Source organism: Streptomyces sp. NPDC002386 (assembly GCF_053593175.1).
Map to the genome: position 1 here is coordinate 296,715 of NZ_JBSFBX010000001.1, position 25,174 is coordinate 321,888.

18 protein-coding genes are annotated in these 25,174 nt (G+C 72.3%); 10 read left to right on the forward strand and 8 right to left on the reverse strand.

What is annotated here, in order from left to right:
* Positions 1 to 35: 35 nt before the first annotated feature.
* The 3 genes from ACWCPN_RS01380 to ACWCPN_RS01390 form a co-directional block, all read right to left on the reverse strand.
* Positions 36 to 1,301 carry an NAD(P)/FAD-dependent oxidoreductase gene (locus tag ACWCPN_RS01380; RefSeq protein ID WP_451201685.1) on the reverse strand — a complete coding sequence of 422 codons (1,266 nt, stop codon included), beginning with the start codon at positions 1,299 to 1,301 and terminating at the stop codon, positions 36 to 38.
* Positions 1,302 to 1,379: 78 nt separating this feature from the next.
* Positions 1,380 to 2,732: a deoxyguanosinetriphosphate triphosphohydrolase gene (locus tag ACWCPN_RS01385; protein ID WP_451201686.1), complete on the reverse strand. Its 1,353-nt coding sequence runs from the start codon at positions 2,730 to 2,732 to the stop codon at positions 1,380 to 1,382.
* Between the two features lie 95 nt (positions 2,733 to 2,827).
* Positions 2,828 to 3,700: a sirohydrochlorin chelatase gene (locus ACWCPN_RS01390; protein WP_451201688.1), complete on the reverse strand. Its 873-nt coding sequence runs from the start codon at positions 3,698 to 3,700 to the stop codon at positions 2,828 to 2,830.
* Between the two features lie 172 nt (positions 3,701 to 3,872).
* Here ACWCPN_RS01390 and ACWCPN_RS01395 point away from each other — a divergent pair, with 172 nt between their 5' ends.
* Positions 3,873 to 4,550 carry a SanA/YdcF family protein gene (locus ACWCPN_RS01395; protein WP_451201690.1) on the forward strand — a complete coding sequence of 226 codons (678 nt, stop codon included), beginning with the start codon at positions 3,873 to 3,875 and terminating at the stop codon, positions 4,548 to 4,550.
* A 103-nt stretch (positions 4,551 to 4,653) separates the two neighbouring features.
* Positions 4,654 to 6,903 (forward strand): molybdopterin oxidoreductase family protein, encoded by a 2,250-nt coding sequence (locus ACWCPN_RS01400; protein ID WP_451201691.1) that lies wholly within the window; start codon positions 4,654 to 4,656, stop codon positions 6,901 to 6,903.
* Between the two features lie 72 nt (positions 6,904 to 6,975).
* Here ACWCPN_RS01400 and ACWCPN_RS01405 read toward each other — a convergent pair whose 3' ends face one another.
* Positions 6,976 to 7,407, reverse strand: a complete 432-nt coding sequence (locus tag ACWCPN_RS01405; protein ID WP_451201693.1) for a gamma-glutamylcyclotransferase family protein — start codon at positions 7,405 to 7,407, stop codon at positions 6,976 to 6,978.
* A 142-nt stretch (positions 7,408 to 7,549) separates the two neighbouring features.
* Between ACWCPN_RS01405 and ACWCPN_RS01410 the strand changes: the two genes are divergently transcribed.
* From ACWCPN_RS01410 to nirD, 6 genes are all read left to right on the forward strand, one after another.
* Positions 7,550 to 9,199: a M4 family metallopeptidase gene (locus ACWCPN_RS01410; protein WP_451201694.1), complete on the forward strand. Its 1,650-nt coding sequence runs from the start codon at positions 7,550 to 7,552 to the stop codon at positions 9,197 to 9,199.
* A gap of 404 nt (positions 9,200 to 9,603) precedes the next feature.
* Positions 9,604 to 10,182: a hypothetical protein gene (locus ACWCPN_RS01415; RefSeq protein ID WP_451201695.1), complete on the forward strand. Its 579-nt coding sequence runs from the start codon at positions 9,604 to 9,606 to the stop codon at positions 10,180 to 10,182.
* Between the two features lie 157 nt (positions 10,183 to 10,339).
* Positions 10,340 to 10,960 carry a class F sortase gene (locus ACWCPN_RS01420; RefSeq protein WP_451201696.1) on the forward strand — a complete coding sequence of 207 codons (621 nt, stop codon included), beginning with the start codon at positions 10,340 to 10,342 and terminating at the stop codon, positions 10,958 to 10,960.
* Between the two features lie 176 nt (positions 10,961 to 11,136).
* Complete coding sequence (locus ACWCPN_RS01425) at positions 11,137 to 12,351, forward strand: NAD(P)/FAD-dependent oxidoreductase (protein WP_451201697.1); 1,215 nt, start codon at positions 11,137 to 11,139, stop codon at positions 12,349 to 12,351.
* Entirely contained in the window at positions 12,351 to 14,960 is a 2,610-nt protein-coding gene (nirB, locus tag ACWCPN_RS01430; protein WP_451201699.1) for a nitrite reductase large subunit NirB, read from the forward strand. The genes ACWCPN_RS01425 and nirB overlap by 1 nt, the downstream gene beginning before the upstream one ends.
* Positions 14,957 to 15,307, forward strand: coding sequence for a nitrite reductase small subunit NirD (nirD, locus tag ACWCPN_RS01435; protein ID WP_451201700.1), 351 nt, complete (start codon positions 14,957 to 14,959; stop codon positions 15,305 to 15,307). The genes nirB and nirD overlap by 4 nt, the downstream gene beginning before the upstream one ends.
* A 74-nt stretch (positions 15,308 to 15,381) precedes the next feature.
* On the opposite strand, the gene ACWCPN_RS01440 is transcribed toward nirD, so the two are convergent.
* Positions 15,382 to 16,305 carry an oxidoreductase gene (locus ACWCPN_RS01440; protein WP_451201701.1) on the reverse strand — a complete coding sequence of 308 codons (924 nt, stop codon included), beginning with the start codon at positions 16,303 to 16,305 and terminating at the stop codon, positions 15,382 to 15,384.
* Positions 16,306 to 16,677: 372 nt separating this feature from the next.
* Between ACWCPN_RS01440 and ACWCPN_RS01445 the strand changes: the two genes are divergently transcribed.
* Positions 16,678 to 18,774 carry an NACHT domain-containing protein gene (locus ACWCPN_RS01445; protein WP_451201702.1) on the forward strand — a complete coding sequence of 699 codons (2,097 nt, stop codon included), beginning with the start codon at positions 16,678 to 16,680 and terminating at the stop codon, positions 18,772 to 18,774.
* A gap of 89 nt (positions 18,775 to 18,863) precedes the next feature.
* Here the strand turns inward: ACWCPN_RS01445 and ACWCPN_RS01450 are convergent, their stop codons facing one another.
* Positions 18,864 to 19,985 carry a hypothetical protein gene (locus ACWCPN_RS01450; protein WP_451201703.1) on the reverse strand — a complete coding sequence of 374 codons (1,122 nt, stop codon included), beginning with the start codon at positions 19,983 to 19,985 and terminating at the stop codon, positions 18,864 to 18,866.
* 372 nt (positions 19,986 to 20,357) lie between these two features.
* On the opposite strand from ACWCPN_RS01450, the gene ACWCPN_RS01455 reads away from it, so the two are divergent.
* A complete protein-coding gene (locus ACWCPN_RS01455; RefSeq protein WP_451201704.1) occupies positions 20,358 to 20,558 on the forward strand; it encodes a hypothetical protein in 201 nt (66 codons plus the stop codon).
* A 182-nt stretch (positions 20,559 to 20,740) separates the two neighbouring features.
* Here ACWCPN_RS01455 and ppdK read toward each other — a convergent pair whose 3' ends face one another.
* Together ppdK and ACWCPN_RS01465 are read right to left on the reverse strand one after the other, a co-directional pair.
* Positions 20,741 to 23,461: a pyruvate, phosphate dikinase gene (gene ppdK / locus ACWCPN_RS01460; protein ID WP_365123521.1), complete on the reverse strand. Its 2,721-nt coding sequence runs from the start codon at positions 23,459 to 23,461 to the stop codon at positions 20,741 to 20,743.
* Between the two features lie 395 nt (positions 23,462 to 23,856).
* Positions 23,857 to 25,077 carry an ROK family protein gene (locus tag ACWCPN_RS01465; RefSeq protein ID WP_451201705.1) on the reverse strand — a complete coding sequence of 407 codons (1,221 nt, stop codon included), beginning with the start codon at positions 25,075 to 25,077 and terminating at the stop codon, positions 23,857 to 23,859.
* Positions 25,078 to 25,174: the final 97 nt, after the last annotated feature.

Below are 25,174 nucleotides of genomic sequence, written 5' to 3' on the forward strand. Positions count from 1 at the left end.
CGGGGGCGGGGTGACAGGATCGGCGCCCGCGGAGATCAGGGTGCGAGGCCGTCGAGGGGTACGTGGGGGTCGGCGAGCGCGTCCGTGTCCACCCGGGCCCGGGAACGGATGAGGTTCTGGATCGGCTCTGTGACATCCCACACGTTCACGTTCATCCCGGCCAGGACCCGGCCCTCCCGGACCCAGAACGCGATGAACTCCCGCTTGCCCGCGTCGCCCCGGATGACCACCTCGTCGTACGACCCGGGCGGTGCCCAGCCGCTGTACTCCATGCCCAGGTCGTACTGGTCGGTGAAGAAGTAGGGCACGCGGTCGTAGGTGACGTCCTGGCCGAGCATCGCGCGGGCGGCGACCGGGCCGCCGTTCAGGGCGTTGGCCCAGTGCTCGACGCGCAGCCGGGTGTCGAACAGGGCGTGCGGGAAGGAGGCGACGTCACCGGCCGCGTGGATGTCCGGGTCGGACGTCCGCAGCCGTTCGTCCACCACGATCCCGCCCCCGTGCGCCCGGTCGGCGAGCTCCAGGCCCGCCGCCTCGGCGAGGGCGGTCCGCGGGGCCGCGCCGATCGCCGCGAGCACCGCGTGGGCGGGGTGCTCCTCGCCGTCGTCGGTGCGGGCGGCGAGGACCACGCCGTCCTGGCCGGCGATCTCGGTGAGCCGCACGCCGAAGCGGAAGCGGACGCCGTGGGCGCGGTGCAGCTCCGCGAAGACGTTGCCCAGCTCGGGTCCGAGGACGCCGTGCAGCGGGGTCGCCGCCGGCTCGATCACGGTGACCTCGGCTCCGTACTCGCGGGCCGCCGCCGCGACCTCCAGGCCGATCCAGCCGGCGCCCGCGATCACCAGGTGCCCGTTGTCCCGGCCGAGCGCGGCCAGGACGCCCTTGAGCCGCTCGGCGTGGGCGAGGCGGCGCAGGTGGTGCACGCCCGCCAGGTCGGTGCCGGGGATGTCGAGGCGGCGGGGTTCCGCGCCGGTGGCCAGCAGCAGCTTGTCGTAGTGGACGAGGGTGCCGTCGTCGCCGAAGCGCACGGTCTTCGCGGCGCGGTCGATCCGGTCCACGGTCTGGCCGAGGTGCAGCTCGACGTCGTTGCGCGCGTACCAGGCGGGCTCGTGCACGAAGACGCTGTCCCGCTCCTCCTTGCCGAGCAGGTAGCCCTTGGACAGCGGGGGACGCTCGTACGGGTGGTCGCGCTCGTCGCAGATCAGTATCACCCGGCCGGTGAAGCCCTCCGCACGGAGCGTCTCGGCCGCCTTCGCGCCGGCGAGGCCGCCTCCGACGATGACGAATGTCTGATCCGCGTCGACCACTTGATGCCTCCTCGTAAGGGTGCCGCCACATGCGAGCGTCCCGCACCGGGCGGGCCGCGGGAAGAGGGAGTGCCCCGATCAGGCCACTGGGGGGGCACTTTCCCGCTGGATATGCCCCGTCAGTCTCGCGTGCAGCGAGCGGGCGGAGGCGTCGGTCAGGGAGGCGATCTGGTCGACGATCACCCGCTTGCGCGCGTGGTCGTCGGGCGCCTCGTCGAACAGGGCCCGGAACTGGGGGTCGAGGCCGTCCGGCGCGCGGACGGTGAGCGCCTCGGCCAGCTCGGCCACGACCACCCGCTGGTCGGCGCGCAGCACCTCCTGCTCGGCGCGCTGCATGACGAACCGGTCGGCGACCGCCTTGAGCACCGCGCACTCCATGCGGGTCCCGCGGGGCACGACGAGTTCGGCGCCGTAGCGGGTGAGCCGGCCGCCGCCGTACGCGGCCCGGGTGGCGCCCTCGGCGGCCAGGCAGAACCGGCCGATGAGCTGGCTGGTGGCGTCCTTGAGCCGGGCCTGGGCGACGGCCGTGCCGTCGTAGCCGTGCGGCCACCACTCCTGGTCCTGGAGCCGGTCGAGGGCCTCGGCCAGCTCGGCCGGATCGGTGCCCGCCGGGACGTACCGGCCGACGGCGACCGCGAAGACCGCCTGCCGCTCGGGTTCGGCGTGCAGGCAGTCCGGGTCGATGTGGCCGGCGTGCAGCCCGTCCTCGACGTCGTGCACGGAGTAGGCCACGTCGTCCGACCAGTCCATGACCTGCGCCTCGAAGCAGGTGCGGGTGCCGGGGGCGGTCTTGCGGACCCAGTCGAACACCGGGCGGTCGTCCTCGTACACGCCGAACTTCACGGACGCCGGGTCGCTGGGGTGGGCGCCGCGCGGCCAGGGGTACTTGGTGGCGGCGTCGAGGGCGGCGCGGGTGAGGTTGAGGCCGACGGAGCCCTCGGGGGTGAACCGCTTGGGCTCGATGCGGGTGAGCAGTCGGAGCGACTGGGCGTTGCCCTCGAAGCCGCCGCAGTCGTCGGCGAACTCGTTCAGCGCCTGTTCGCCGTTGTGGCCGAAGGGCGGGTGGCCGAGGTCGTGGGAGAGGCAGGCGGCCTCGACCAGGTCGGGGTCGCAGCCGAGGGCGGCGCCCAGCTCACGGCCGACCTGGGCGCACTCCAGGGAGTGGGTCAGGCGGGTGCGGGGGCTGGCGTCCCAGGCCTGGATGGGGGTCCCCCCGCTCGGGCGAAGTTGGGAATGGGGGAGGGTCCCCGGTGTGACCACCTGGGTCTTGCCGGCCAGGCGGCGCAGGGCCGCGGAGTGCAGGACGCGGGCGCGGTCGCGCTGGAAGGCGGTGCGGCCCGGTCGTTTGTCGGGTTCGGGTGCCCAGCGTTCGACCGACGTCGGGTCGTAGGCCGGGGTGGGTGCGGTGCCGTCGCCTGTGGTGCCTTCCATGACTCGACACTACGGGGCGGTGGTGACAATCGGGGGGTACGGGGCGCCCGATCGCCCGCCGGGGCGTGTCGAGTTGCTGGTTCCGCCCCCTGGCCTCAGGCCGACGCCAGATCCGCCGCCGTCCGTGCCCGCGCCAGGTCGTAGCGGTGCAGGACCAGGCGGGCCATCGCCTCGTGGGCGCCCAGGGGCTCGGCGGCGATCCACGGCGCCGCCTGTGCGCACTGGGTCGCGAACCGGCCCGGCGCGGTGAAGCAGGAGGCGATCGCCACCCGGTCGCGGCCGCGGGCCGCCAAGGCCCGCAGTGCCGTGGGGACCGTCGGGTTCGCCGCCGAGGCGTAGGCGGGGACGACCGGGACGCCGAGGCGGTCGGCGAGGAGGCGGGCCGTGCGGCGGGTGTCGGCGGCCGAGTCGGGGTCGCGGGAGCCCGCCGCGGCGAGGACGACCGCGCCAGTGCGGCGCGTGGCGGCGTCCTGGGCCGGGGGCCAGCCGGCCTCCAGCAGGCGGGCGTGCAGGGTGTCCACCAGCAGCGGGTGCGGGCCCAGCGGGGCTGCCACGCGGGTGCGTGCGGGTGAGGCGGCGGCCATCTCGGGGATGTCCTGTTTCACGTGGTAGCCCCGGCCGAGGAGCAGCGGTACGAGGATCGCGGGGGCCGCTCCGAGTGCGGCCAGGGTGTCCGGGAGCAGGGGCTCGTTCAGTTCGATGTGGCCCAGGTGGACGGGGAGACCGGGGCGCTGCTCGCGCACCCGGTCCCGCAGGGCCCGTACGGTCAGCAGCGCGCGCGGGTCGCGGCTGCCGTGGGCGACGAGGACCAGGGCGGGCGGGGCAGGGGCCGGGACGGGACGGCCGCGTCCGCTCGGCGACACGAGCCGGAGCCGGTCGGCGAGCCGGCTGCTGATGCTGTTCATGAGGTGCGCCGCGCTGTCGAGGTGGAGGGTGGACTCGTCGCTGAAGGGGTTCGACGCCGTCATGGGACGATCCTGACGTGGGTTCGTTGCGCCGCCGTTGCCGGCCGGTCACGGGTATTTTCCGCGGCTTCACCCCGTTCGGATGCGCGGTGTGAGGACGGACCGCACCGCCGGGGCGAACCGGATCTCCGTGATCAGCGTCCTTCAGGTCGGAATCGACACACAGGGGGACCGCATGAAGACGCGCCGACCGCGGCTGCCGCGCACCCGCACGGGGTGGCGGCGGCTGGTGCAGGCAGTGATGGCCGGGTGCGTGCTGGCGCTGCTGCCGGCGACCTGGCTGTACGTGTCGACGGCGGACCGGCTGCGGAGCGCGGCGGACGTGCCGCGCACCGAGGTCGCGGTGGTGTTCGGGGCCGGGCTCTGGGACGGGGAGCCGTCGCCGTACCTCGCGCACCGCCTGGACGCGGCGGCCGGGCTGTACCGGCAGGGGCGTATCGAGGCGGTCCTCGTCACCGGGGACAACAGCCGCGAGGACTACGACGAGCCCGACGCCATGCGCGCCTATCTGACCCGGCACGGGGTGCCGGACGCGCGCATCGTCAGCGACTACGCGGGCTTCGACACCTGGGACTCGTGTGTGCGGGCCAGGAAGATCTTCGGGGTGGACCGGGCGGTGCTGATCAGCCAGGGCTTCCACATCCGGCGGGCGGTGGCGCTGTGCGAGGCGGCGGGAGTGGACTCCTACGGCCTCGGGGTCGACGCCAAGCACGACGTCACCTGGTACTACGGCGGCACGCGCGAGGTGTTCGCCGCGGGCAAGGCACTGCTGGACGCGGTGTTCGAGCCGGATCCGCGGTTCCTCGGTCCGAAGGAGCCCGGCGTGGCCCGGGCGCTCGCGTCCGGCCGGTGACCGGGGCCTCACGGCGGGCCGGCGGGCGCGGGGAGGTCCGCTTCCCGGCCGTGTAACAAGGAGCCGCCGCGGGCCGTAACACTGCGGAAGCACGCTGGTCGGCATGGAGACCACCTCGACGCCCACCCACTGCCCGTACTGCGCCCTGCAGTGCGGGATGAACATCACGCCCCTGCCCCAGGGGGGCGTCGAGGTGACCGAACGGCCGGACTTCCCGGTGAACCGGGGGGCACTGTGCGGCAAGGGCCGGACGGCCGCCCAGGTGCTGTCACCGGCGGCCCGGCTGACCTCGCCGCTGGTGCGGTCCGGAGGGCGACTGGTGGAGGCGGGCTGGGACGAGGCGCTGGACCGGATCGCCGGTGCGCTGTCGGGGATCCGCGCGCACAGCGGGCCGGACGCGGTGGGGGTATTCGGCGGGGGCGGGCTGACGAACGAGAAGGCGTACGGGCTCGGCAAGTTCGCGCGGGTGGTGCTCGGCACCTCGCAGATCGACTACAACGGCCGGTTCTGCATGTCCTCGGCGGCGGCCGCCGGCACGAGGGCGTTCGGCCTCGACCGGGGGCTGCCGTTCCCGCTGGAGGACATCCCGCGCACCGGCTGCGTCGTCCTGGTCGGCTCCAACCTCGCCGAGACGATGCCGCCGTCGCTGCGCTTCTTCAGCGAACTGCGCGCCAACGGCGGCACGCTGATCGTCGTCGATCCGCGCCGCACGAGGACGGCGGAGCAGGCCGATCTGCACCTGGCGCCCCGGCCGGGCACCGACCTCGCCCTCGCGCTGGGCCTGCTGCACCTGGTGGTGGCCGAGGGACGGACGGACGAGGAGTACATCCGGGAGCGCACCTCCGGCTGGGAGGAGGCCCGGGCGGCGGCGATGGCGCACTGGCCGGAGTACGTGGAGCGGATCACGGGGGTGTCCGTTCCCCAACTGCGGCAGGCGGTGCGGATGTTCTGCGAGCCGGAGGCCGCGATGGTGCTGACCGCGCGGGGGCCCGAGCAGCAGTCCAAGGGGACGGACACGGTGGGCGCGTGGATCAACCTGTGCCTGGCGACGGGCCGGGCGGGCCGTCCGCTGTCCGGGTACGGCTGCCTGACGGGGCAGGGCAACGGGCAGGGCGGACGTGAACACGGCCAGAAGGCCGACCAGTTGCCCGGCTACCGCAAGCTGGACGACCCGGCGGCGCGGCGGCACGTGGCCGGGGTGTGGGGCGTGGACCCGGACAGCCTGCCCGGCCCCGGGCGCAGCGCGTACGAGCTGCTGGACGCGCTGGGCACGGACATCCGGGCTCTGCTGCTGATGGGGTCCAACCCGGTGGTGTCGGCGCCGCGCGCGGCCCATGTGGAGGAGCGGCTGCGCTCGCTGGACTTCCTCGCCGTGTGCGACGTCGTCCTCTCGGAGACGGCCGAACTGGCGGACGTCGTCCTGCCGGTCACGCAGTGGGCCGAGGAGACGGGCACGACGACCAGCCTGGAGGGCAGGGTCCTGCTGCGCCGCCGGGCCGTCGCCCCGCCCGCCGGGGTCCGCAGCGACCTGGACGTGCTGCACGGCCTGGCCGCCCGGCTCGGCGTGGAGAAGGGCTTCCCGACCGACCCCGAGGAGGTCTTCGGGGAACTCCGCCGCGCCAGCGCGGGCGGGCCCGCCGACTACTCGGGCATCACCTACCGCCGCCTGGCGGACGAGAACGGCGTGTTCTGGCCGTGTCCGGAGAGCCCGGCGGAGCCGGCCGGCGGGACGACGGGGAGCGCCGGGGACGGGACCGCGGAGTGCGACGCGCGCTCCGCCGGCCCCGATGGCCCGCGCCGGGAACCCGGGACCGCCGTCCCGGCCCCGGCCGGCGGCGCCGGACCGGCCGACGCCGGCCCCGCGCCCGCCCCACCCGGCGTCCACCCCGGCACCCCCCGGCTCTTCCTCGACCGATTCGCCACCGACGACGGCCGGGCGCGGTTCGTGGCCGTGGCGCACCGGGCCGGTGCGGAGGAGCCGGACGAGGAGTACCCGCTGCTGCTGACGACCGGCCGGGTGGTGTCCCAGTACCAGTCGGGGGCGCAGACCCGCCGGGTGGCCGAGCTGAACGCGGCCGCGCCCGGCCCGTTCGTCGAACTCCACCCGCGCCTCGCGGCCCGCCTCGGCGCGGCCGAGGGCGACCCGCTGGCGGTCGTCTCCCGGCGCGGCCGCGCCGTGGCTCCCGCCCGCATCACCACCGCGATCCGCCCCGACACCGTCTTCATGCCCTTCCACTGGCCGGGCGAGGGCCGGGCCAACACCCTCACCAACCCGGCCCTGGACCCCACCTCGAGGATGCCCGAGTTCAAGAGCTGCGCGGTACGGGTGGAACTCCTCGGACCGTCGGCCTAGGGGGCGTCTCCCCGATCTTCGCCGGTCCGCGGCGCCCCCTAGAACGCCGGACGGCCCGCGGCCGGGGCCGGTTCAGCGGCGGTCCAGCCAGTCCCCGCTCGTGATCCGCCGCCCCCCGGTCCGCAGGCGGGTGGCGACGGCGGGGGCCGCCAGGTAGACCCAGGCGCGGGTGGTGGTGCCGTCGGGGCGTTCCACGGGGCGGGCGACCCGTTCGTAGAGGTTGCGGGGATCGCCCGGGGTGTACTCCTCCAGGCGGTCGAGTTCGGCCAGGAGCCCGGCGTAGGACTTCCGTGCCGTGGTGACGAGTTCGCCGCTGACCGTGCCGCCCGGCTCCTCGACGGCATAGGGGTAGCCGGGGCCTTCGTACAGCGCCGCGCCCTGGAACCGACCTGGTTCCTCCAGGTCCGTCCGGCCGCGCAGGAACAGGTCGTGGTTGCGCTCGCCGGGCCGGAGGGTGCCGTAGACGAAGAACGGCAGCGGGCCCAGGGCGTCCGGAGTGATCACGGAAACGATTCTCCTCCTACGCCGCCTCCTCACACATCTCCATGAAGGCGCTATGGACATGACATGTCATGGCCCCTTAAATCTCAGTCAGCGCAGCGCCCCCGCCCCCCACGCCTCGAAGGCGCCTCCCCCAAGGAGACAGATGAGTCGGATACGTCAGCACATCCGGGGTTCCCGTCGTCTCGCCACCGCCGGCGTCGCCGCCACCACCGCGGCCCTCCTGGCCGCCGCCCTCTCCCCCGCCGCACACGCCGACGGCCGCCCGACCCGGGCCACCGCCGTCGAGAACGCGGCCTCGGCCCTCGTGGCACAGGCGAAGAGCCTCGGTCTGACCTCCGCCCAGGACACCAGCGTCCGGGACGTGATCGTCGACAGCAACGGCACCCAGCACGTCCGTTACGACCGTACGTACCATCAGCTCCCGGTGCTCGGCGGCGACTTCGTCGTCCACCTGGCGCCGAGCGGTGCCTACCGCGGCGCCGACCGCGCGACCAGAACCAGGATCTCGGTCCCCTCCACCACCCCGAAGCTGTCCGCGCCCCGGGCCGCCGACCTCGCGGTGAACGCCCTGCGGGCCGCCAACCTCGGCGAGAAGCTGCGGCAGGTGAAGGCCAGGCCGGAGCTGATCGTGGACGCCCTGCACGGCGCCCCGAGGCTCGCCTGGCGCACCAACGCCGTCGGCCAGGACTCGCTCGGCAACCCGGTCGCCCGGACCGTGCTGACCGACGCCCTCACCGGCGCCCAGATCGACGCCTGGGACAGCATCGAGACGGCCACCGGCGACGGCAAGGCGCTGTACAGCGGCACCGTGCCGCTGGAGACCACGCAGTCCGGCTCCTCGTACCAACTCAAGGACCCGACGCGAGGCAACACCTACACCGGTGACGCCGAGGGCAAGACCGACCTGTGCTTCTTCGGCATCTGCTTCAGCCGGGCCCCCGCGACCCTGTTCACGGACGCCGACAACCACTGGGGCACGGGCAGCACCGCCGACCGCGCCTCGGCCGCCGTCGACGCCCAGTACGGCACCAACGAGACCTGGGACTACTACAAGAACGTCCACGGCCGCAACGGCATCGCCGGCGACGGCAAGGGCTCGTACAACCGCGTCCACTACGGCAGCAACTACAACAACGCCTTCTGGGACGACAGTTGCTTCTGCATGACATACGGCGACGGTGACGGCACCACCTTCGGGCCGCTGGTGGCACTGGACGTGGCCGGACACGAGATGAGCCACGGCGTGACGTCGAAGACGGCCGCGCTGACCTACTCGGGCGAGTCCGGCGGCCTGAACGAGGCCACCTCGGACATCCTCGGCACGATGGTCGAGTGGTACGCGAACAACTCCTCCGACCAGGGCGACTACCTCATCGGCGAGAAGATCGTGAAGCCCGGCTTCGGCAAGGCCGCCCTGCGCTTCATGGACAAGCCGTCCAAGGACGGCAGCTCCGCGGACTACTGGAGCTCGTCGGTCGGCAACCTCGACGTCCACTACTCCTCGGGCGTCGCCAACCACTTCGCCTACCTGCTGAGCGAGGGCAGCGGCGCGAAGACCATCAACGGCGTCGACTACAACTCGCCGACGTCCAACGGCTCGACGGTCACCGGCATCGGCCGGGACAAGGTCGGCAAGATCTGGTACCGGGCGCTGACGGTCTACATGACGTCCTCCACGAACTACGCGGGCGCCCGCACGGCCACCCTGAACGCCGCCAAGGACCTCTACGGCGCGGGCAGCGCGGAGTACAACGCGACGGCCGCCGCCTGGAGCGCGGTCAACGTCAACTAGGTCACGCCGGCGCGCGCGTTGGGCGGCCGTCCCGGTCCAGTGGGTACCGGGGCGGCCGCCCTCGTCGTGCGCCGCGCGGCACGGCCGGGACGCTTCCGTCGGCCGTGACGGCCGTGACGGCCGGCGGCGAGGCGGGTGCCCGCCGCCACACGGGTACCGGTCACCCGTTCACCCCCGCCCCGCGCGCCATTCGTGTGCTCTTCCCCGAGAACCTCTCACACGCCTCTGACCAGCCATGATTTATCTCCGCTAGCCCGTGTGGGGGTCCCGCGCACCACCCGTTCAGCACGTTCCTGACCCAGCGTCAGCAAGCGCCGCGGCCCGACTGCGATTTTCCTCGGAAGGGCAGGGGCGCGCCCCTGAACGAGTCGGAGGAACGAGACGGACCAGTTCTGGGGAGCACCATGCGACGCACCGCCCGTCTGCTGACCGGTACCGCGCTCGCCGTGGCCACGGCGGGGCTCGCCACGGCCCCGGCCCACGGCGACGCGGCTCCGGCCGCGGCTCGCCTGGGCGCCCCGGCCGAGGCCGGGACCGGCAGCCTGCAGGTGGACCCGGCCACCGCGGTGCCCGGCGGCCGGGTCACCGTGAACACCGCGGCGTGCGGCGGCAAGGGTACGGCGATCGCCGACGCGGGCGCGGTCGGCGCCGGGACCTTCATGCTGGCGCCCGGCACCGACGAGGGCGCGGCGACCGGCGAGTTCCGGGTGCCACCGGGCGCCCAGCCGGGGACGTACGAGATCGTCGCGAAGTGCGCCGCGGGCGACCGGCAGGTCACGGGTGACCTGGTGGTGGCGCTCAGCACGGCGCGCATGGGCGCGGAGCACGAACAGGTGCGGCCGCGGGGAAGCGTGAAGACGGGGGTCGGCGGCGCACTCGGCACCGACCCCGTGCAGACCGCGGCGGGCGTGACGGCTCTGGCCGTCGCCGCCGCGGGCGGTACCTGGCTCCTGCATCGCCGGGCGAGAGGCGACGGGATCTGACGGACACCCTCCGCTGTCCGTCCGCCGGTACCGCACATCCCGCCCCCTCCGGGTCCGACGCCCCTCGCGGCCCGGAGGGGGAGGGGGTCCGCCCCGTGGGGGACCCCACCGTTCTCGAAGGACCCGTTCGGGGTGCGCCCCGGGGAGAGGGGATCTCATGCGCAGAGTCGGGGACACCGCCATAGCCGCCGTCACCGTCGTCGCCCTCGGATCGGGCGCGTGGCTGCTCGCCGGTCCGGGCGCGACGCACGCGCCGCCGCAGCCGGCCGCCGCCGAGGGACGGCCCGACCCGGGCGAGGAACGGCTCGGGGCCACCGCGCTGGCGCCCTCCCCGCCGATCCGCATCCGCATCCCGTCGATCCGGGTGAACGCCCCGCTGACGGGCCTGGGCCTCACCCCCGCGGGCAGCCTGGACGCGCCGCCCGCCGGGAACAAGAACCTCGCCGGCTGGTACGAGGCCGGCACCACCCCCGGCGAGACGGGCACCGCCATCGTCGCCGGCCATGTGGACAACGCCGAGGGCCCGGCCGTCTTCTACGATCTGGGCGCCCTCAGGCGCGGAGCCGCCATCGAGATCGACCGGCGCAACGGCGGCGTGGCCGTGTTCACCGTGGACGCGGTGGAGGTCTACCCGGCCAGCGCCTTCCCCGACGACAAGGTGTACGGCGCGGCCGCGCGGCCCGAGCTGCGGGTCATCACCTGCGGCGGCGGCTACTCGAAGGCCACCGGGTACCAGGGCAACGTGGTGGTCTTCGCCCACCTGACCGGCAGCCGCTGACCACCGTCCCCGAGGCCGGTGCGGTCCGCCCGCCCCGGCATCCGCGCACCTCACAGCCCTCCCCCGGCGCCCGGCGGGACCCTCACACCCCCGGCCCGGCACCGCTGAGGGCAGCGTTCCCCGCGGGAAACAGGGGTGATGCGGCCGGGTAACGTCCAAGCCGCACGCTGCGTTGCATGACCTCGAATACGCGTGTGGTGGTGATCGGCGCCGGCCTCGCGGGCGTACGGCTCGCCCGGCGGCTCGGTGAGCTGGGCACGCCCGCGCTGCTCGTCGGCGAGGAGGAGCACCGGCCGTACAACCGGGTGCTGCTCGCCGAGGTGCTGGCCGGGCGGTACGCCCCGGAGGTGATCTCCCTCCCCGTGCCCGGCGCGCTCCGGCGCGCCCGGGTCACCGGCATCGACCGGGCGGCCCGGCGCCTGCGGTGCGCCGACGGCTCACTGATCGGATACGACACGCTGGTGCTGGCCACCGGCTCCAACCCGGTGCTGCCGCCGCTGCGCGGCCTGTTCACCGCCGGCCAGCAGCTTCCCGAGGGCGTCCACGCGTTCCGCACGATGGACGACTGCCTGGGCCTGTCCAAGGCGGTACGGCCGGGCGCGCGGGCGGTCGTCGTCGGCGGCGGCCTGCTCGGGGTGTCCGCGGCCCGCGCGCTGGCCGTGCGCGGCGCGCAGGTGGTGCTCGCCCAGCAGGCCGAGCGGCTCATGGAGCGCCAGCTCGACCCGAACGCCTCCCGGCTGGTGCTGCGGCACCTGACGGACCTGGGCGTCGAGGTGCACACCGAGTGCCGGGTGCGGGACGTGCGGTGCGTCGCCGGCGCGGTGCGCTCGGTGGAGATGGCCGACGGCTACGCACTCGACGCCGATCTCGTGGTCCTCGCCTGCGGGGTCCACCCGCGCACCGGTCTGGCCGAACAGGCCGGCCTCGCCGTCCGCAAGGGCGTCCTCGTCGACGACGAACTGCGCACCTCCGACCCGCGCATCCACGCCCTCGGCGACTGCGCCGAGCACGACGGCACGGTCTACGGCCTCGCCACCCCGGCCCTGGAACAGGCCGAGGCGCTGGCCGCCCGGCTCGCCGGCGACGCCGGCGCCCGCTACCGCGGAACCCGTTCACTGACCCGGCTCACCCTGACCGGACCCGACTCCCCCTTCGACCTGGCCGCGTTCGGCGAGACCGAGGCCCGCCCCGGCGACGACGTGGTCCAGCTCGCCGACGCCACCCGGGGCACCTACCGCAAGGTCGTCGTCCGCGACGACCGCCTGGTCGGCGGGGTCCTGGTCGGCGAACTCGGCACCGTCGGCGCGCTCGCCCGCGCCTGGGAGGGAGCGGAGCCGCTCCCCGGCGACGGTCCCCTGCTTCACCTGCTCACCAACGACGGAGGCTCCTGATGACCGCCACCCCGGGGGCCACCCCCACCATCGTGCTCGTCGGCCACGGCATGGTCGGCCAGCGCTTCCTGGAGGCGCTCGCCGAGCGCGGCCTGACCGCCACGCACCGCGTGGTCGTGCTGTGCGAGGAGCCGCGTCCGGCGTACGACCGGGTGCAGCTCACCTCGTACTTCTCGGGCCGCACGCCCGAGGAACTGTCCATGACCGACATGCAGTTCATCAAGGACCACGGGATCGAGCTGCACCTCGGCGACCCGGCGGAGACGGTCGACCGCCAGGCGCGGAAGGTGACGGCCCGCTCGGGTCTGGTCGTCGGCTACGACGTCCTCGTCCTGGCCACCGGCTCCTACCCGTTCGTGCCGCCGGTACCGAACAAGGACGCCGTCGGCTGCTTCGTCTACCGGACCATCGAGGACCTCCTCGCGATCGAGGAGTACGCGAGGACCAGGGCGGCCACCGGCGCGGTGGTCGGCGGAGGTCTGCTCGGCCTGGAGGCGGCCGGCGCGCTCAAGGGCCTCGGACTCACCTCCCACATCGTGGAGTTCGCGCCGCGCCTGATGCCGGTACAGGTGGACGAGGGCGGTGGCGCGGCGCTGCTGCGCACCATCGAGGACATGGGCCTGAGCGTGCACACCGGCGTGGGCACGCAGGAGGTCGTCGTCGGCGAGGACGGCGCGGTCACCGGCATGAAGCTGTCCGACGGCTCCGAACTCGCCACCGACCTGGTGGTGTTCTCCGCCGGTGTCCGCCCCCGCGACCAGCTGGCCCGGGACTGCGGCCTGGCGGTCGGCGAGCGCGGCGGCATCACCGTCGACGACCGGTGCCGTACCGTCTCGGACCCGCACGTGTTCGCGATCGGCGAGTGCGCGCAGGCGTCGGACGGCCGGGTGTACGGCCTGGTGGCCCCCGGCTACGAGCAGGCGGAGACGGCGGCGGCGGCCATCGCCGGGAACGAGGCCTCCTTCACCGGCGCCGACCTGTCCACCAAGCTGAAGCTGCTCGGCGTGGACGTGGCCTCGTTCGGCGACGCGCACGGCACCGCCGAGGACTGCCTGGACGTCGTCTACTCCGACTCCCGCGCCGGCCTGTACAAGAAGCTGGTCATCGGCCGGGACGGCACGCTGCTCGGCGGCATCCTGGTCGGCGACGCCGAGGCCTACGGCACCCTGCGCGCGCTGACCGGATCGGTTCCCCCCGTCTCCCCCGAGTCGCTCGTCCTGCCCGCCGGAGCGGACTCGGGGGCCCAGCTCGGACCGTCGGCCCTGCCGGACGAGGCGGTCATCTGCTCCTGCCACAACGTCAGCAAGGGCACCATCCGCGGCGCGGTCACCGAACACGACTGCACCACCGTGCCCGAGGTGAAGAAATGCACCAAGGCCGGTACCGGCTGCGGCAGTTGCGTGAAGGTGCTCGGACAGCTCGTCACCGCCGAGCTGGAGGCGTCCGGTGTCGAGATCGACAAGGGCCTGTGCGGTTGCTTCGGCCAGACCCGCGAGGAGCTGTACGAGATCGTCCACGCCCTGCGCCTCACCTCCTACCAGGAGCTGCTGGACCGGTACGGCCGCGAGGACGCCCGGGGCGGCGACGGCTGCGAGGTGTGCAAGCCGGCGGTGGCCTCGGTCATCGCCTCGCTCGCCCCGGCGATCGGCGCGAGCGGCTACGTACTGGACGGCGAGCAGGCCGCCCTGCAGGACAGCAACGACCACTTCCTCGCCAACCTGCAGAAGAACGGCTCCTATTCGGTCGTGCCGCGCATCCCCGGCGGTGAGATCGCACCCGAGAAGCTGATCGTGATCGGCGAGGTCGCCCGGGACTTCGGCCTCTACACGAAGATCACCGGAGGTCAGCGGATCGACCTGTTCGGCGCCCGGGTGGAGCAGCTCCCGCTGATCTGGGCCCGGCTGGTGGACGCCGGGTTCGAGTCGGGCCACGCGTACGGCAAGTCGCTGCGCACGGTGAAGTCCTGCGTGGGGCAGACCTGGTGCCGCTACGGCGTGCAGGACTCGGTCCGGATGGCGATCGACCTGGAGCTGCGCTACCGGGGCCTGCGGTCGCCGCACAAGCTCAAGTCGGCCGTCTCGGGCTGCGCCCGCGAGTGCGCGGAGGCCCAGTCGAAGGACTTCGGCGTCATCGCCACGTCCAGCGGCTGGAACCTGTACGTCGGCGGCAACGGCGGCGCCACCCCGCGCCACGCCGACCTGCTCGCGCAGGACCTGTCGGACGCCGAACTGGTGCGCCTGATCGACCGGTTCCTGATGTTCTACATCCGCACCGCCGACCGCCTCGAACGCACCTCCACCTGGCTGGAGCGGATCCCCGGCGGCCTGGACCACGTGCGGGACGTGGTCGTGCACGACTCGCTCGGCATCTGCGACGAACTGGAGTCCCTGATGCGAGCCCATGTCGCGCACTACCGGGACGAGTGGTCCGAGACCATCTCCGACCCCGAGAAGCTGGCCCGGTTCGTGTCCTTCGTGAACGCCCCGGACACCCCGGACCCGGTGGTCGCCTTCGTACCCGAACGCGACCAGATGAAGCCCGACCTGCCGCTGCTGTCCATCGGCCTGCGACCGGCCGACGACGTTCTGGAAGGAAGCGCCCAGCGATGACCCTGGCACCCGAGACGACCGATCTGCTGGTCCAGCTCCGGCTGGAGGACGGCTGGTTCACCGTGTGCGACCTGCACCGGCTGGTGCCCGGCCGCGGCATCGCCGCCCTGCTGCCGGACGGCCGCCAGGTGGCGGTGTTCCGGGACCGCGCGGACCGGCTGTACGGCATCGACAACCGCGACCCGTTCGGCGGCGCCGCGGTCCTCTCCCGCGGCCTGACCGGCACCCACCAGGGCCGCCCGTTCGTGGCCTCCCCGCTGCTGAAGCAGCGCTTCGACCTGGAGACCGGGCAGTGCCTGGACGACGAGTCGGTCCGGGTGACGGCGTACCGGGTGCGCCGCGCCTGAGACGGCGGGCTCGACGGGGCCGCCCGGGCCATCGCTGAGCCCGGGCGGCACCGTTCCGTCGCCGTTCCGGCCGGTCAGCTCCGCAAGGAGTCGTACGGTACGCCCGTGAGCCGCTCGGAGGCGGCCCAGAGCAGGGCCGCCGCCTCGTCGTTCCGGGCCCAGGGCGCGCGGCGGGAGGGTGCCGGGGAGCCGCGCCACATCGCGAAGGACGGCCCCCAGAACGAGTCGGGCCGTACCCCGGGCGCGGTCGCCGCGTACAGCGTGGGCAGCGCGCCCGCCTCGGCCGGCTGGGCGAAGATCCGGTTGCCCAGCTCCATCATCCGCTCGGCGCCCCGGCGCCCCTCGGCGCGCGGACCGGCCGTCTGGAGGTTGGTGGCGGCGTACCCCGGGTGCGCGGCGGCCGCGACGACACCGGAGCCGTGGGCGGCCAGCCGGCGGCACAGCTCGTGCGTGAAGAGCAGGTTGGCGGTCTTGGAGCGGGCGTAGGCGGTCCAGCGCCGGTAGTGCCGCTCGCTGTTGAGGTCGCGCGGGTCGATGTTGGCGAGGACGTGCATGAAGCTGGACACGGTGACGATCCGCGCGCCGGGGGTGGCCAGCAGGGCGGGCAGAAGCAGTCCGGTGAGCGCGAAGTGCCCGAGGTGGTTGGTCCCGAACTGCCGCTCGAACCCGTCGGCGGTCGTGCCGTACGGCACCGCCATCACACCGGCGTTGTTCACGAGCAGGTCGAGCCGTTCGAAGGGCAGTCCGGCCGTGAACTCCCGGACGGACGCCAGATCCCCGAGGTCCAGCAGGCCGAGCTCCACTCGGGCGCCCGGCACCTCGCCCCGCAGCCGCTCGACGGCGTCCCTCCCCCGCCTCTCGTCCCGGCAGGCGAGCACCACCCGTGCCCGCTTGCGGGCCAGCTCGCGCGCGGTGACGTAACCGAGCCCGCTGTTGGCACCGGTGACCACAGCGGTGCGTCCGCCCTGGCCGGGCATGTCCTGCGCGGTCCAGCCCATGCGGGTCCCTCCTCACGGCACAGTGCGCACGGACCGACGGCTCGGCCCGGAACTGGCGGCTGCAGCCTAGGCGCCGGCAACACGGTTCCCGCGGCGACATGGCGACCGGAGCGCCGAGGTGGATGCCCCTCGTGGCGGCGCGTCTCGGGTCAGGCTGTCGAATCTGCCGAGGAGGGCGGCGCGCCTCAGGCCGCGAAGCCGGTTCCGGTGGCTCGGCCGGTTCAGGCGCTCGCCCGACACGTGCGCGATGTCAGGGGTGGAAACCCGGCGCTCTGGGGCCCTCGGGTGCACGGGCCTGACGCCCTGTCGCGGTCCGCGGCGATGCGGCCATCGGACCTCCACGGCCGCGTGAGCTACGCAATCATGCTGGCCATGAGACGATCGCGGACCCACCGGGCAGCCGCCACCTATCTACTCCTCCAGGTCGCGGCGGCGGCGCTGGCACTGTGGCTGACCAGACAGTTCCAGGTGGCGAAGCTGTCCGCCACACTCGTCGCCCTCGTCCCGACGGTGCCGGCCGCCTACCTGGCCTGGGCCGCCTACCGCGACGACCGCCGTGAGGCCGCGGCCGATCCGGACGTGAAGGCCACGGCACTGGCCAACTCGGTGGCCGCGGCCGAAACTCTGCAACGCGCCCAGCTGATCGGTCCCGGCGCCCACCGGATCGACCTGACCTTCGCCCACCGCACCGAGCCCGCCAACAACGCCACCGGCGCCGCTCCCCACGGCCGCCTCACCGACATCGTCGCCTACTACCAGGACCTGCACCCGGCCCGACTCGTGATCACCGGGGAACCGGGCGCCGGCAAGACCCTGCTCGCCCTGGACCTCCTGCTCGGCCTGCTCAGCCATCCCCACCGCACCCAGGCCGACCCCGTCCCGATCCGGCTCTCCCTGGCCGGCTGGGACACCGATCGCCCCCTGACCGACTGGCTGGCGGACCAGCTCCACCAGAACTTCCGCGACCACGGAGTGAGCCTCGCCGACGCCGCGGTCCTGGTCGAGCAGCACCGGATCCTGCCGGTCCTCGACGGCCTGGACGAAATGGACACCGATGCCACCCCGGCCGGCCGCCGCCGTGCCGCCCGCGCCCTGCAGCAGCTCAACGCCTACCAGGACCCCACCGGCAGCGCCCCGGTCATCCTCACCTGCCGCACCATCCAGTACGAGCAACTGGCCGCCCTCGACGTGCGGATGCGCGAGGCAGCCCGCATCGAGATCAACCCCGTCACCCCCGCCGAGGCCGCCGCGTATCTGACCGCCCGCAGCACCCGCCCCGACCGCTGGAGACCGGTCCTCGACACCCTCACCACCGCGCCCGGCGGGACCCTGGCCTCGGCCCTGCGCACTCCCTGGCGGCTGAATCTGGCCGCCACCGCCTACGAGGAACGCTACCCTGACACGCTCGCGTACCTGCGCGACCCCGCGGGCCTGCTCACGCTGCCCTCACCCGGCGCGGTGCGCGATCGACTCCTCGCCCTCTACTTGTCCGCCGCGACCAGCCAGCACCCCACTCGTCCCGGGGGCTACCGACCCGACCAGGCCCATCGCTGGCTCGCGGCGCTCGCCGCCCACCTCGCCGCTGCTCCGGCAACCACCGGAAGCGCCACCGACCTGGTGCTCCACCGCCTGTGGCCAATGGCCGGCGCCCGCCGCGTCCGCACCGCCGACACTCTTCTCGCCGTCTTCCTGGCCCTCGCCCTGAGCGCCCTGTTTCTGGCGCGGTTCCACATCGGCTTCTCTCCCCGCCAGCTGACCGGCGCCGCAGCGTTCACATTCCTTGCCCTTTGGTGCGTCTGGCAGGCCAACAGTCCCGTCGTGGGGGACCCCAGGACCCTCCAGCTCCACCGCCTGCGTACTCCCGCCGGTCGTCATGTGATCGCCAAGTGGCTCATGTCCGGGCTCGTGTCCGGGCTCGGTCTCGGGCTCTTGCTCGGGCTCGTGGCCGGGCTGCTGTTCGGATTCGTGGTCGGGCCCTTCGTCGGGTTCGTGGTCGGGCCCGTGGCCGGGTTCGTGGTGGGACCCGTTGCCGGAATCATGCTCGGGCTCGTGGCCGGGCTCTCCGCGCCCCTGAGCGATACACCGCCGACAGATCCTCGCTATCCCATACGAGACGATCTGCTCTTCGGACTTCTGCTCTGGATGGTGGTCGGGCTCACGGCCGGGCTCGTGTTCGAGTTCATGGTCGGGCCCGCCGCAGGGCTTGTGGCCGGACCCGTGGACGGGATCCTGACCGGGCTTCTGGCCGGGCTCGTACCCGGTCTGTACGCGACCGCGGAGGCCGGACGCCGCTACCTGGTCTTCCTCTGCTGTGCCCGGGGCCGCCTGCCCTGGCGCCTGGGTACCTTCCTTCACTGGGCCTACGGCGCCGGCCTGCTGCGCATCTCCGGTGTGGCCTACCAGTTCCGACACCGGGAACTGCAGGACTGGCTCATCGCACACACCGCCCCGGAGGGCCTTCAGGCGTGACATGACAGCCTCCGCGGACACGCAACGCCTGACGCGAGGGCGGTACATGCAGCAGCCCGCGCGGGTCCGCGTGGTTTGTGAGCCTGGATCTACGCGTCGGAGGTACCGCCCCCCGCACCTTCGATTTCGGCGGCGCGTTTTCTCGCATCCTGCACGATGCGATCGGCCTGGGCTCTGGCTTCAGCGATCGCCTGGTCCGACGTCTGCTGCGCGAGTGCAAGCACTCGTGCCGCCGATGCACTCTGCGCGGGCGTTTCGGGTTCATTGGCCTCGGACACGCGTCCTCCCTCGGCCTTGAAAGCAGAGCTCCAACCAATTGAGGTTGCCGTGTCCCCCGCAACCCGATCCTGTTGATCGAGATACTCTTTGAGCTTTTCGATGGCATTGTCGATTTGATTGGGGGTCCGACCATCCGTTCTGAAGTCGTCGAGAGCGTCCACCTCTGACATCTTACGGTCGTCCGAGAAGTCGCGGCCGCCGCCGCTCTGCAGCTCGCTTTCGAGAAAGGCGAGCCTGCGGGCCGCGAAATCGGCTATTTGCTGGTACTTGTCCCTGTCGCGCTCCGCTCGCTCCAGCTGCCTGCGCAGCTCGCTCTCCTGCACTTCAGCCTTTCTGAGTCTGTCGTGCAGTCGCCGCAGATCTTGATCTTCGGACGGGCGGAAGGCCGAGGCGTATTCAAGCGAGTCGATTCTACGATTGAGCTGTGCGACTTCTGCCCGCGCTTCCCCGAGCAGAGCCAGAGCCATCGAGCCGGCCTGCACCGCTCGGAATCTTGCTTTTTCGCTGACGTTGTAAGCGTCCTTCAGGCTATTGATCTCCTCCAGGGCCATGATGGTGCGTTCCTGTGCCGCCACTATCTGACTCAAGGGGTCCCCGGTGACGGGGCTTGGATCTGCGTATCCGCCGTGCGGGGCGGCACTCAGCGGCTGAAATGGGTTCGCTGCGCCGACCTGGTGTCCGTGCGGTTCATGCCGAGGGGGAAATCTAGGTCCCGGATCTCCACCACATGCCCTGAAGGCGGTGGACCACACCTCCAGCAGCTCCAGCGTCTTCTCCCCGGGTATGCGGTGATAGTTCGACCAGATGTGAATCAGCAGTTCAGTGTAAATCCACTTGGCGGGGCGGTTGGTCTCCTGCACCGCATTGGACCAGGTGGTCTTCGAGGGGGCGGCGTGAAAGCCCGGCACCTTCCCCCACAGGTCGTGGCCCATTTTGGCCACTTGATCGAAGGACGGGCCCGATGACCTGAATTTGGCGAGTGCGCATCTGTAGGAGATCCAATCGCCTGGACCTAGGGAGTCGAGTATCTGGGCCCACCCGCTCGTCATCTCGGTGTCGCCTCCCCGTGCGTGGACACCCCGCTGAGGCCAAAGGCCGGCCGACGACCAATGTTGTACACCACCACCCCAAGGCTGTTCAGGTCTATGTCAACACAGCCCGCTCACCTGCACAGATGGGCGCGCGGCCAGTCAGGAGCGTCCTGAGGCCGGTCCCCTCTGGAAGTGACCGTACGAGATCGAACACTCTCTTGGCAGTCGTCCGGAGATCGACGGCGTACGGCCTGAACAGGGAAGAGGGGTGGCATGGAAGTGCCGACCAACACGGTGAAAATCATGGCCCTGGTGATCACGCTCTTGAGCGGGCTTCTCGCGGGCCTGGTGTCCTTCGAGGTGGTTCTTCATCTCAGCGGTGACAACCTCAAGTCACTCGCCTCGGCCGGTGGTGCGTTCATGAGCGTGACATTGCTGGTGAAGGACGCGCATGAGAAGTTGGGCCTGCTGTGACGGCGCATCAGCCCGTAGCTGCGCGGCCTTGGACAACCAGCGCCGACAGACATCATCGCCGCGGATGATGCACGTGGGGGCGGCACCCCCGCACAGGGTGCCGCCCCTTCTTGGTGCGCCGGAGCCGTCGTCGATCGGTGTTGAGGGTCGGGGACCGACGACGGCTCCGGGGCCGGTGGGGGTCAGCGGTGGTCGCTGCCCGCGGACTGAGTGGCCGCCCGGCCCGCTTCCAGGCGGGCGACCGGGATGCGGAACGGGGAGCAGGAGACGTAGTCCAGTCCGGCCTCGTGGAAGAAGTGGACCGACTCCGGGTCGCCGCCGTGCTCGCCGCAGACGCCGAGCTTGAGGTCGGGGCGGGTGGCGCGGCCGGCCTGGGCGGCCGCCTTCACCAGGGAGCCGACGCCGTCCTTGTCGATCGTCTCGAACGGGCTGACGCCGAAGATGCCCTTCTCCAGGTAGGCCGTGAAGAAGCTCGCCTCCACGTCGTCCCGGGAGAAGCCCCACACCGTCTGCGTCAGGTCGTTGGTGCCGAAGGAGAAGAACTCGGCGGCCTCGGCGATCTGGCCGGCGGTCAGCGCGGCGCGCGGCAGCTCGATCATCGTGCCGATGGCCAGCTTCAGCTTGGTGCCGGTCGCCGCCTCCACCTCCGCGATGACCTGGTCGGCCTCGTCGCGGACGATCTCCAGCTCCTGGACGGTGCCGACGAGCGGGATCATGATCTCGGCGCGCGGGTCGCCCTTGGCCGCCTTGCGCTCGGCCGCGGCCTCGGCGATGGCGCGGACCTGCATGGTGAACAGGCCGGGGATGACCAGGCCGAGACGGACGCCGCGCAGACCGAGCATCGGGTTCTGCTCGTGCAGGCGGTGGACCGCCTGGAGCAGGCGCAGCAGGTTCTCGTGCGGCTCCTGACGGGCCTCGGCGAGGGCCACGCGGACGGAGAGTTCCGTGATGTCGGGCAGGAACTCGTGCAGCGGCGGGTCGAGCAGGCGGACGGTGACCGGCAGGCCGTCCATCGCCTCGAACAGCTCGACGAAGTCCTTCTTCTGCAGCGGCAGGAGCTGCTTCAGGGACTCCTCGCGCTCCTCCTCGGTGTCGGCGAGGATCAGGCGCTCGACCAGTTCCCGGCGGTCGCCGAGGAACATGTGCTCGGTGCGGCACAGGCCGATGCCCTGGGCGCCGAAGCGGCGGGCGCGCAGCGCGTCCTCGGCGTTGTCGGCGTTGGCGCGCACCCGCAGCCGGCGCTTGCGGTCGGCGAAGGCCATCATGCGGTGCACGGCCTCGACCAGTTCGTCGGCGTCGTCGGCGCCCGGGTGCATCCGGCCCTCGAAGTACTCCACGACCGGGGACGGGACCACCGGGACCTCGCCCAGGTAGACCTTGCCGGAGGAGCCGTCGATGGAGATGACGTCGCCCTCCTCGACGACGTGGCCGCCCGGCACCGTCATCCGGCGGCGCTTGGTGTCGACCTCCAGCTCCTCGGCGCCGCAGACACAGGTCTTGCCCATGCCGCGCGCGACGACGGCCGCGTGGGAGGTCTTGCCGCCGCGCGAGGTCAGGATGCCCTCGGCGGCGATCATGCCGTCCAGGTCGTCGGGGTTGGTCTCCCGGCGGACCAGGATGACCTTCTCGCCCGAGCGGGACCACTTGACGGCGGTGTAGGAGTCGAAGACCGCCTTGCCGACGGCGGCGCCGGGCGAGGCGGCGATGCCCCGGCCGACCTTCTCGATCTTGGCGGACTCGTCGAAGCGCGGGAACATCAGCTGCGCCAGCTGGGCGCCGCTGACGCGCTGCAGCGCCTCGGTCTCGTCGATCAGGCCCTGGTCCACGAGCTGGGTCGCGATCCGGAAGGCGGCACCGGCGGTGCGCTTGCCGACGCGGGTCTGCAGCATCCAGAGCTGGCCGCGCTCGATGGTGAACTCGATGTCGCAGAGATCCTTGTAGTGGTTCTCCAGGGTCTCCATGATCTGCATGAGCTGGTCGTACGACTTCTTGTCGATGTTCTCCAGCTCCGCGAGCGGGACCGTGTTGCGGATGCCCGCGACGACGTCCTCGCCCTGGGCGTTCTGCAGGTAGTCGCCGTAGACGCCCTGGTGGCCGGAGGCGGGGTCACGGGTGAAGGCGACGCCGGTGCCGGAGTCGGGGCCGAGGTTGCCGAAGACCATGGAGCAGACGTTGACGGCGGTGCCCAGGTCGTGCGGGATGCGCTCCTGGCGGCGGTACAGCTTGGCGCGGTCGCCGTTCCAGGAGTCGAAGACCGCCTTGATGGCGAGGTCCATCTGCTCGCGCGGGTCCTGCGGGAAGTCCCGGCCGGCCTCGGCCTTGACGATCTTCTTGAACTTGGCGACGAGCTTCTTGAGGTCGGCCGCCTCGAGGTCGGTGTCGACCGTGACCTTCTTGGCCGCCTTGGCGGCGTCGAGCGCCTCCTCGAACAGCTCGCCGTCGACGCCGAGGACGGTCTTGCCGAACATCTGGATGAGGCGGCGGTAGGAGTCCCAGGCGAAGCGGTCGTCGCCGGCCTGCTTGGCCAGGCCCTGCACCGACTTGTCGGAGAGGCCGATGTTCAGGACGGTGTCCATCATGCCGGGCATGGAGAACTTGGCGCCGGAGCGGACGGAGACCAACAGGGGGTCGTCGGCCTGGCCGAGCTTCTTGCCCATCTTCTGCTCGAGGGCGTCGAGGTGCGCACTCACCTCGTCACGCAGTGCCACGGGCTCCGAGCCGCTGTCGAGGTAGACCTTGCAGGCCTCGGTGGTGATGGTGAACCCGGGAGGGACCGGCAGGCCCAGGTTGGTCATCTCGGCGAGGTTGGCACCCTTGCCGCCGAGAAGGTCCTTGAGGTCCTTGTTGCCCTCGGTGAAGTCGTAAACGAACTTCGCTACGTGGGGTTCTTTGTTTTCCGACACGGGTCTCGACTCCTTGAGGCCGCGGTGGCTGCCCTGACGGCGAGGAACATACCCAGATCGAAGGCACCTGGGTACGTCCACTTGTGCGTCATGCGCCTGTAACCACGCGTCCGCCAGTGGATTGAAAGTCAAGGCTTGGCAAGTGGAGACGCCTCTATGTTTTCACTTCTTGAACGCATTCATGCCCGTAGGGGTAGCAGATCGCTCATCTGAGCGCCTACCGACACGCCTGAGTTCGATCGATGAACGATCAAAGGGTGGCACCCAGTGCCACCCTTTGGAGAAGTGCAGTCGCCCAAGATCCGCTCATCTGAGCGCTACCCTTATCAAGGGTGGCGAGAATCACGCTGTCACACAGAGCCGGATTTCACCATGCGGACGTCGAAACGCCCGGTTCACACGCCGAGCGCGGTGAGTCGTTCCTCCACCCGCCGCGGCTCGTAGAGGTGCTCCACGACCAGCGCACCCGCGCCGACCAGCGCGGCCCGCTCACCCAGCCGCGACGTCACGACGTCCAGGTGGGCGGTGGAGCGGGGCAGCGCCCGCTGGTAGAGCAGCTCGCGCACGCCGGTGAGGAAGGGGGTTCCGGCCAGATCGCCGGCGATCATCAGCACGCCCGGGTTGAGCAGGGTCACGACCGTGGCCAGCACGTCGCCCACCCGGCGCCCCGCCTCCCGGGCCAGCGCGGCCGCCTCGGGGTGCCCGGCGGCCAGCAGGTCCCGCACGTCCGAGCCGGAGGCGGCCGGCACCCCGGCCTCCGTCAGCCGCCGGGCCACGGCGCCACCGCTGGCGACGGCGGCGAGACAGCCGTACGACCCGCACCGGCACAGCGCCTCAGCGCCCACCCGGATGTGCCCGATGTCGCCCGCGCCGCCGTCCACGCCCCGGTAGATCGAGCCGTCGACCACGACCCCGGCACCGATGCCCGTGGACACCTTCACCAGCACGAAGGCCGCGCAGTCCGGATACCCGGTGCGCTGCTCGCCGTAGGCCATGAGGTCGGCGTCGTTGTCCACCAGGACCGGGACCGCCGGGGCGCCGGTGTGCTCGGTGAGGGCCCGGGAGAGCCGGCCCCGCACGTCGTAGCCGTCCCAGCCGGGCATGATCGGCGGCTGCACCACCCGGCCGCTCTCGCGGTCCACCGGCCCCGGCACCGCGAGCCCGATGCCGCAGACCTCCGCCGCCCGGCGCCCCGCCTTCGCGAGCGTCTCGGCGAACCAGCGGCCGAGTTCACCGAGCACGGCCTCGGGTCCGTCCTCGATCACCAGGGTGCCGGCGTGGTCGGCGAGGATCTCGCCGGTCAGGGTGAGGACGGCGGCCCGGGCGTGCCGGGTGTCCAGGTCGGCGGCGAGGACCACCGCGTGGGAGCCGTCGAACTCCAGCGTGATGGAGGGACGCCCGCCGAGCGGTGAGCCGACCGGGCCGCCGGCGCCCTCGCGCAGCCAGCCGGCCCGGAACAGCCGGTCGAGGCGGTGGCCGACGGTGGCGCGGGACAGCCCGGTGGCCTGCTGGAGCGCGCCGCGGGTCACGGCTCGCCCACTGCGCACCAGTTCGAGCAGATCGCCGGCGCTCGCCTGACTTCCGCTCTTCCCGGTCCTGCCCGGCCGTCCGGTCATGCGCACCCCCTTGTGTTTCCCAAGCTTGCATTACATATTGAGTTTTGCGTGTTAAATAGACGTAACCCTGCGGTAGCCACAGCCAAACCAGGTCGGC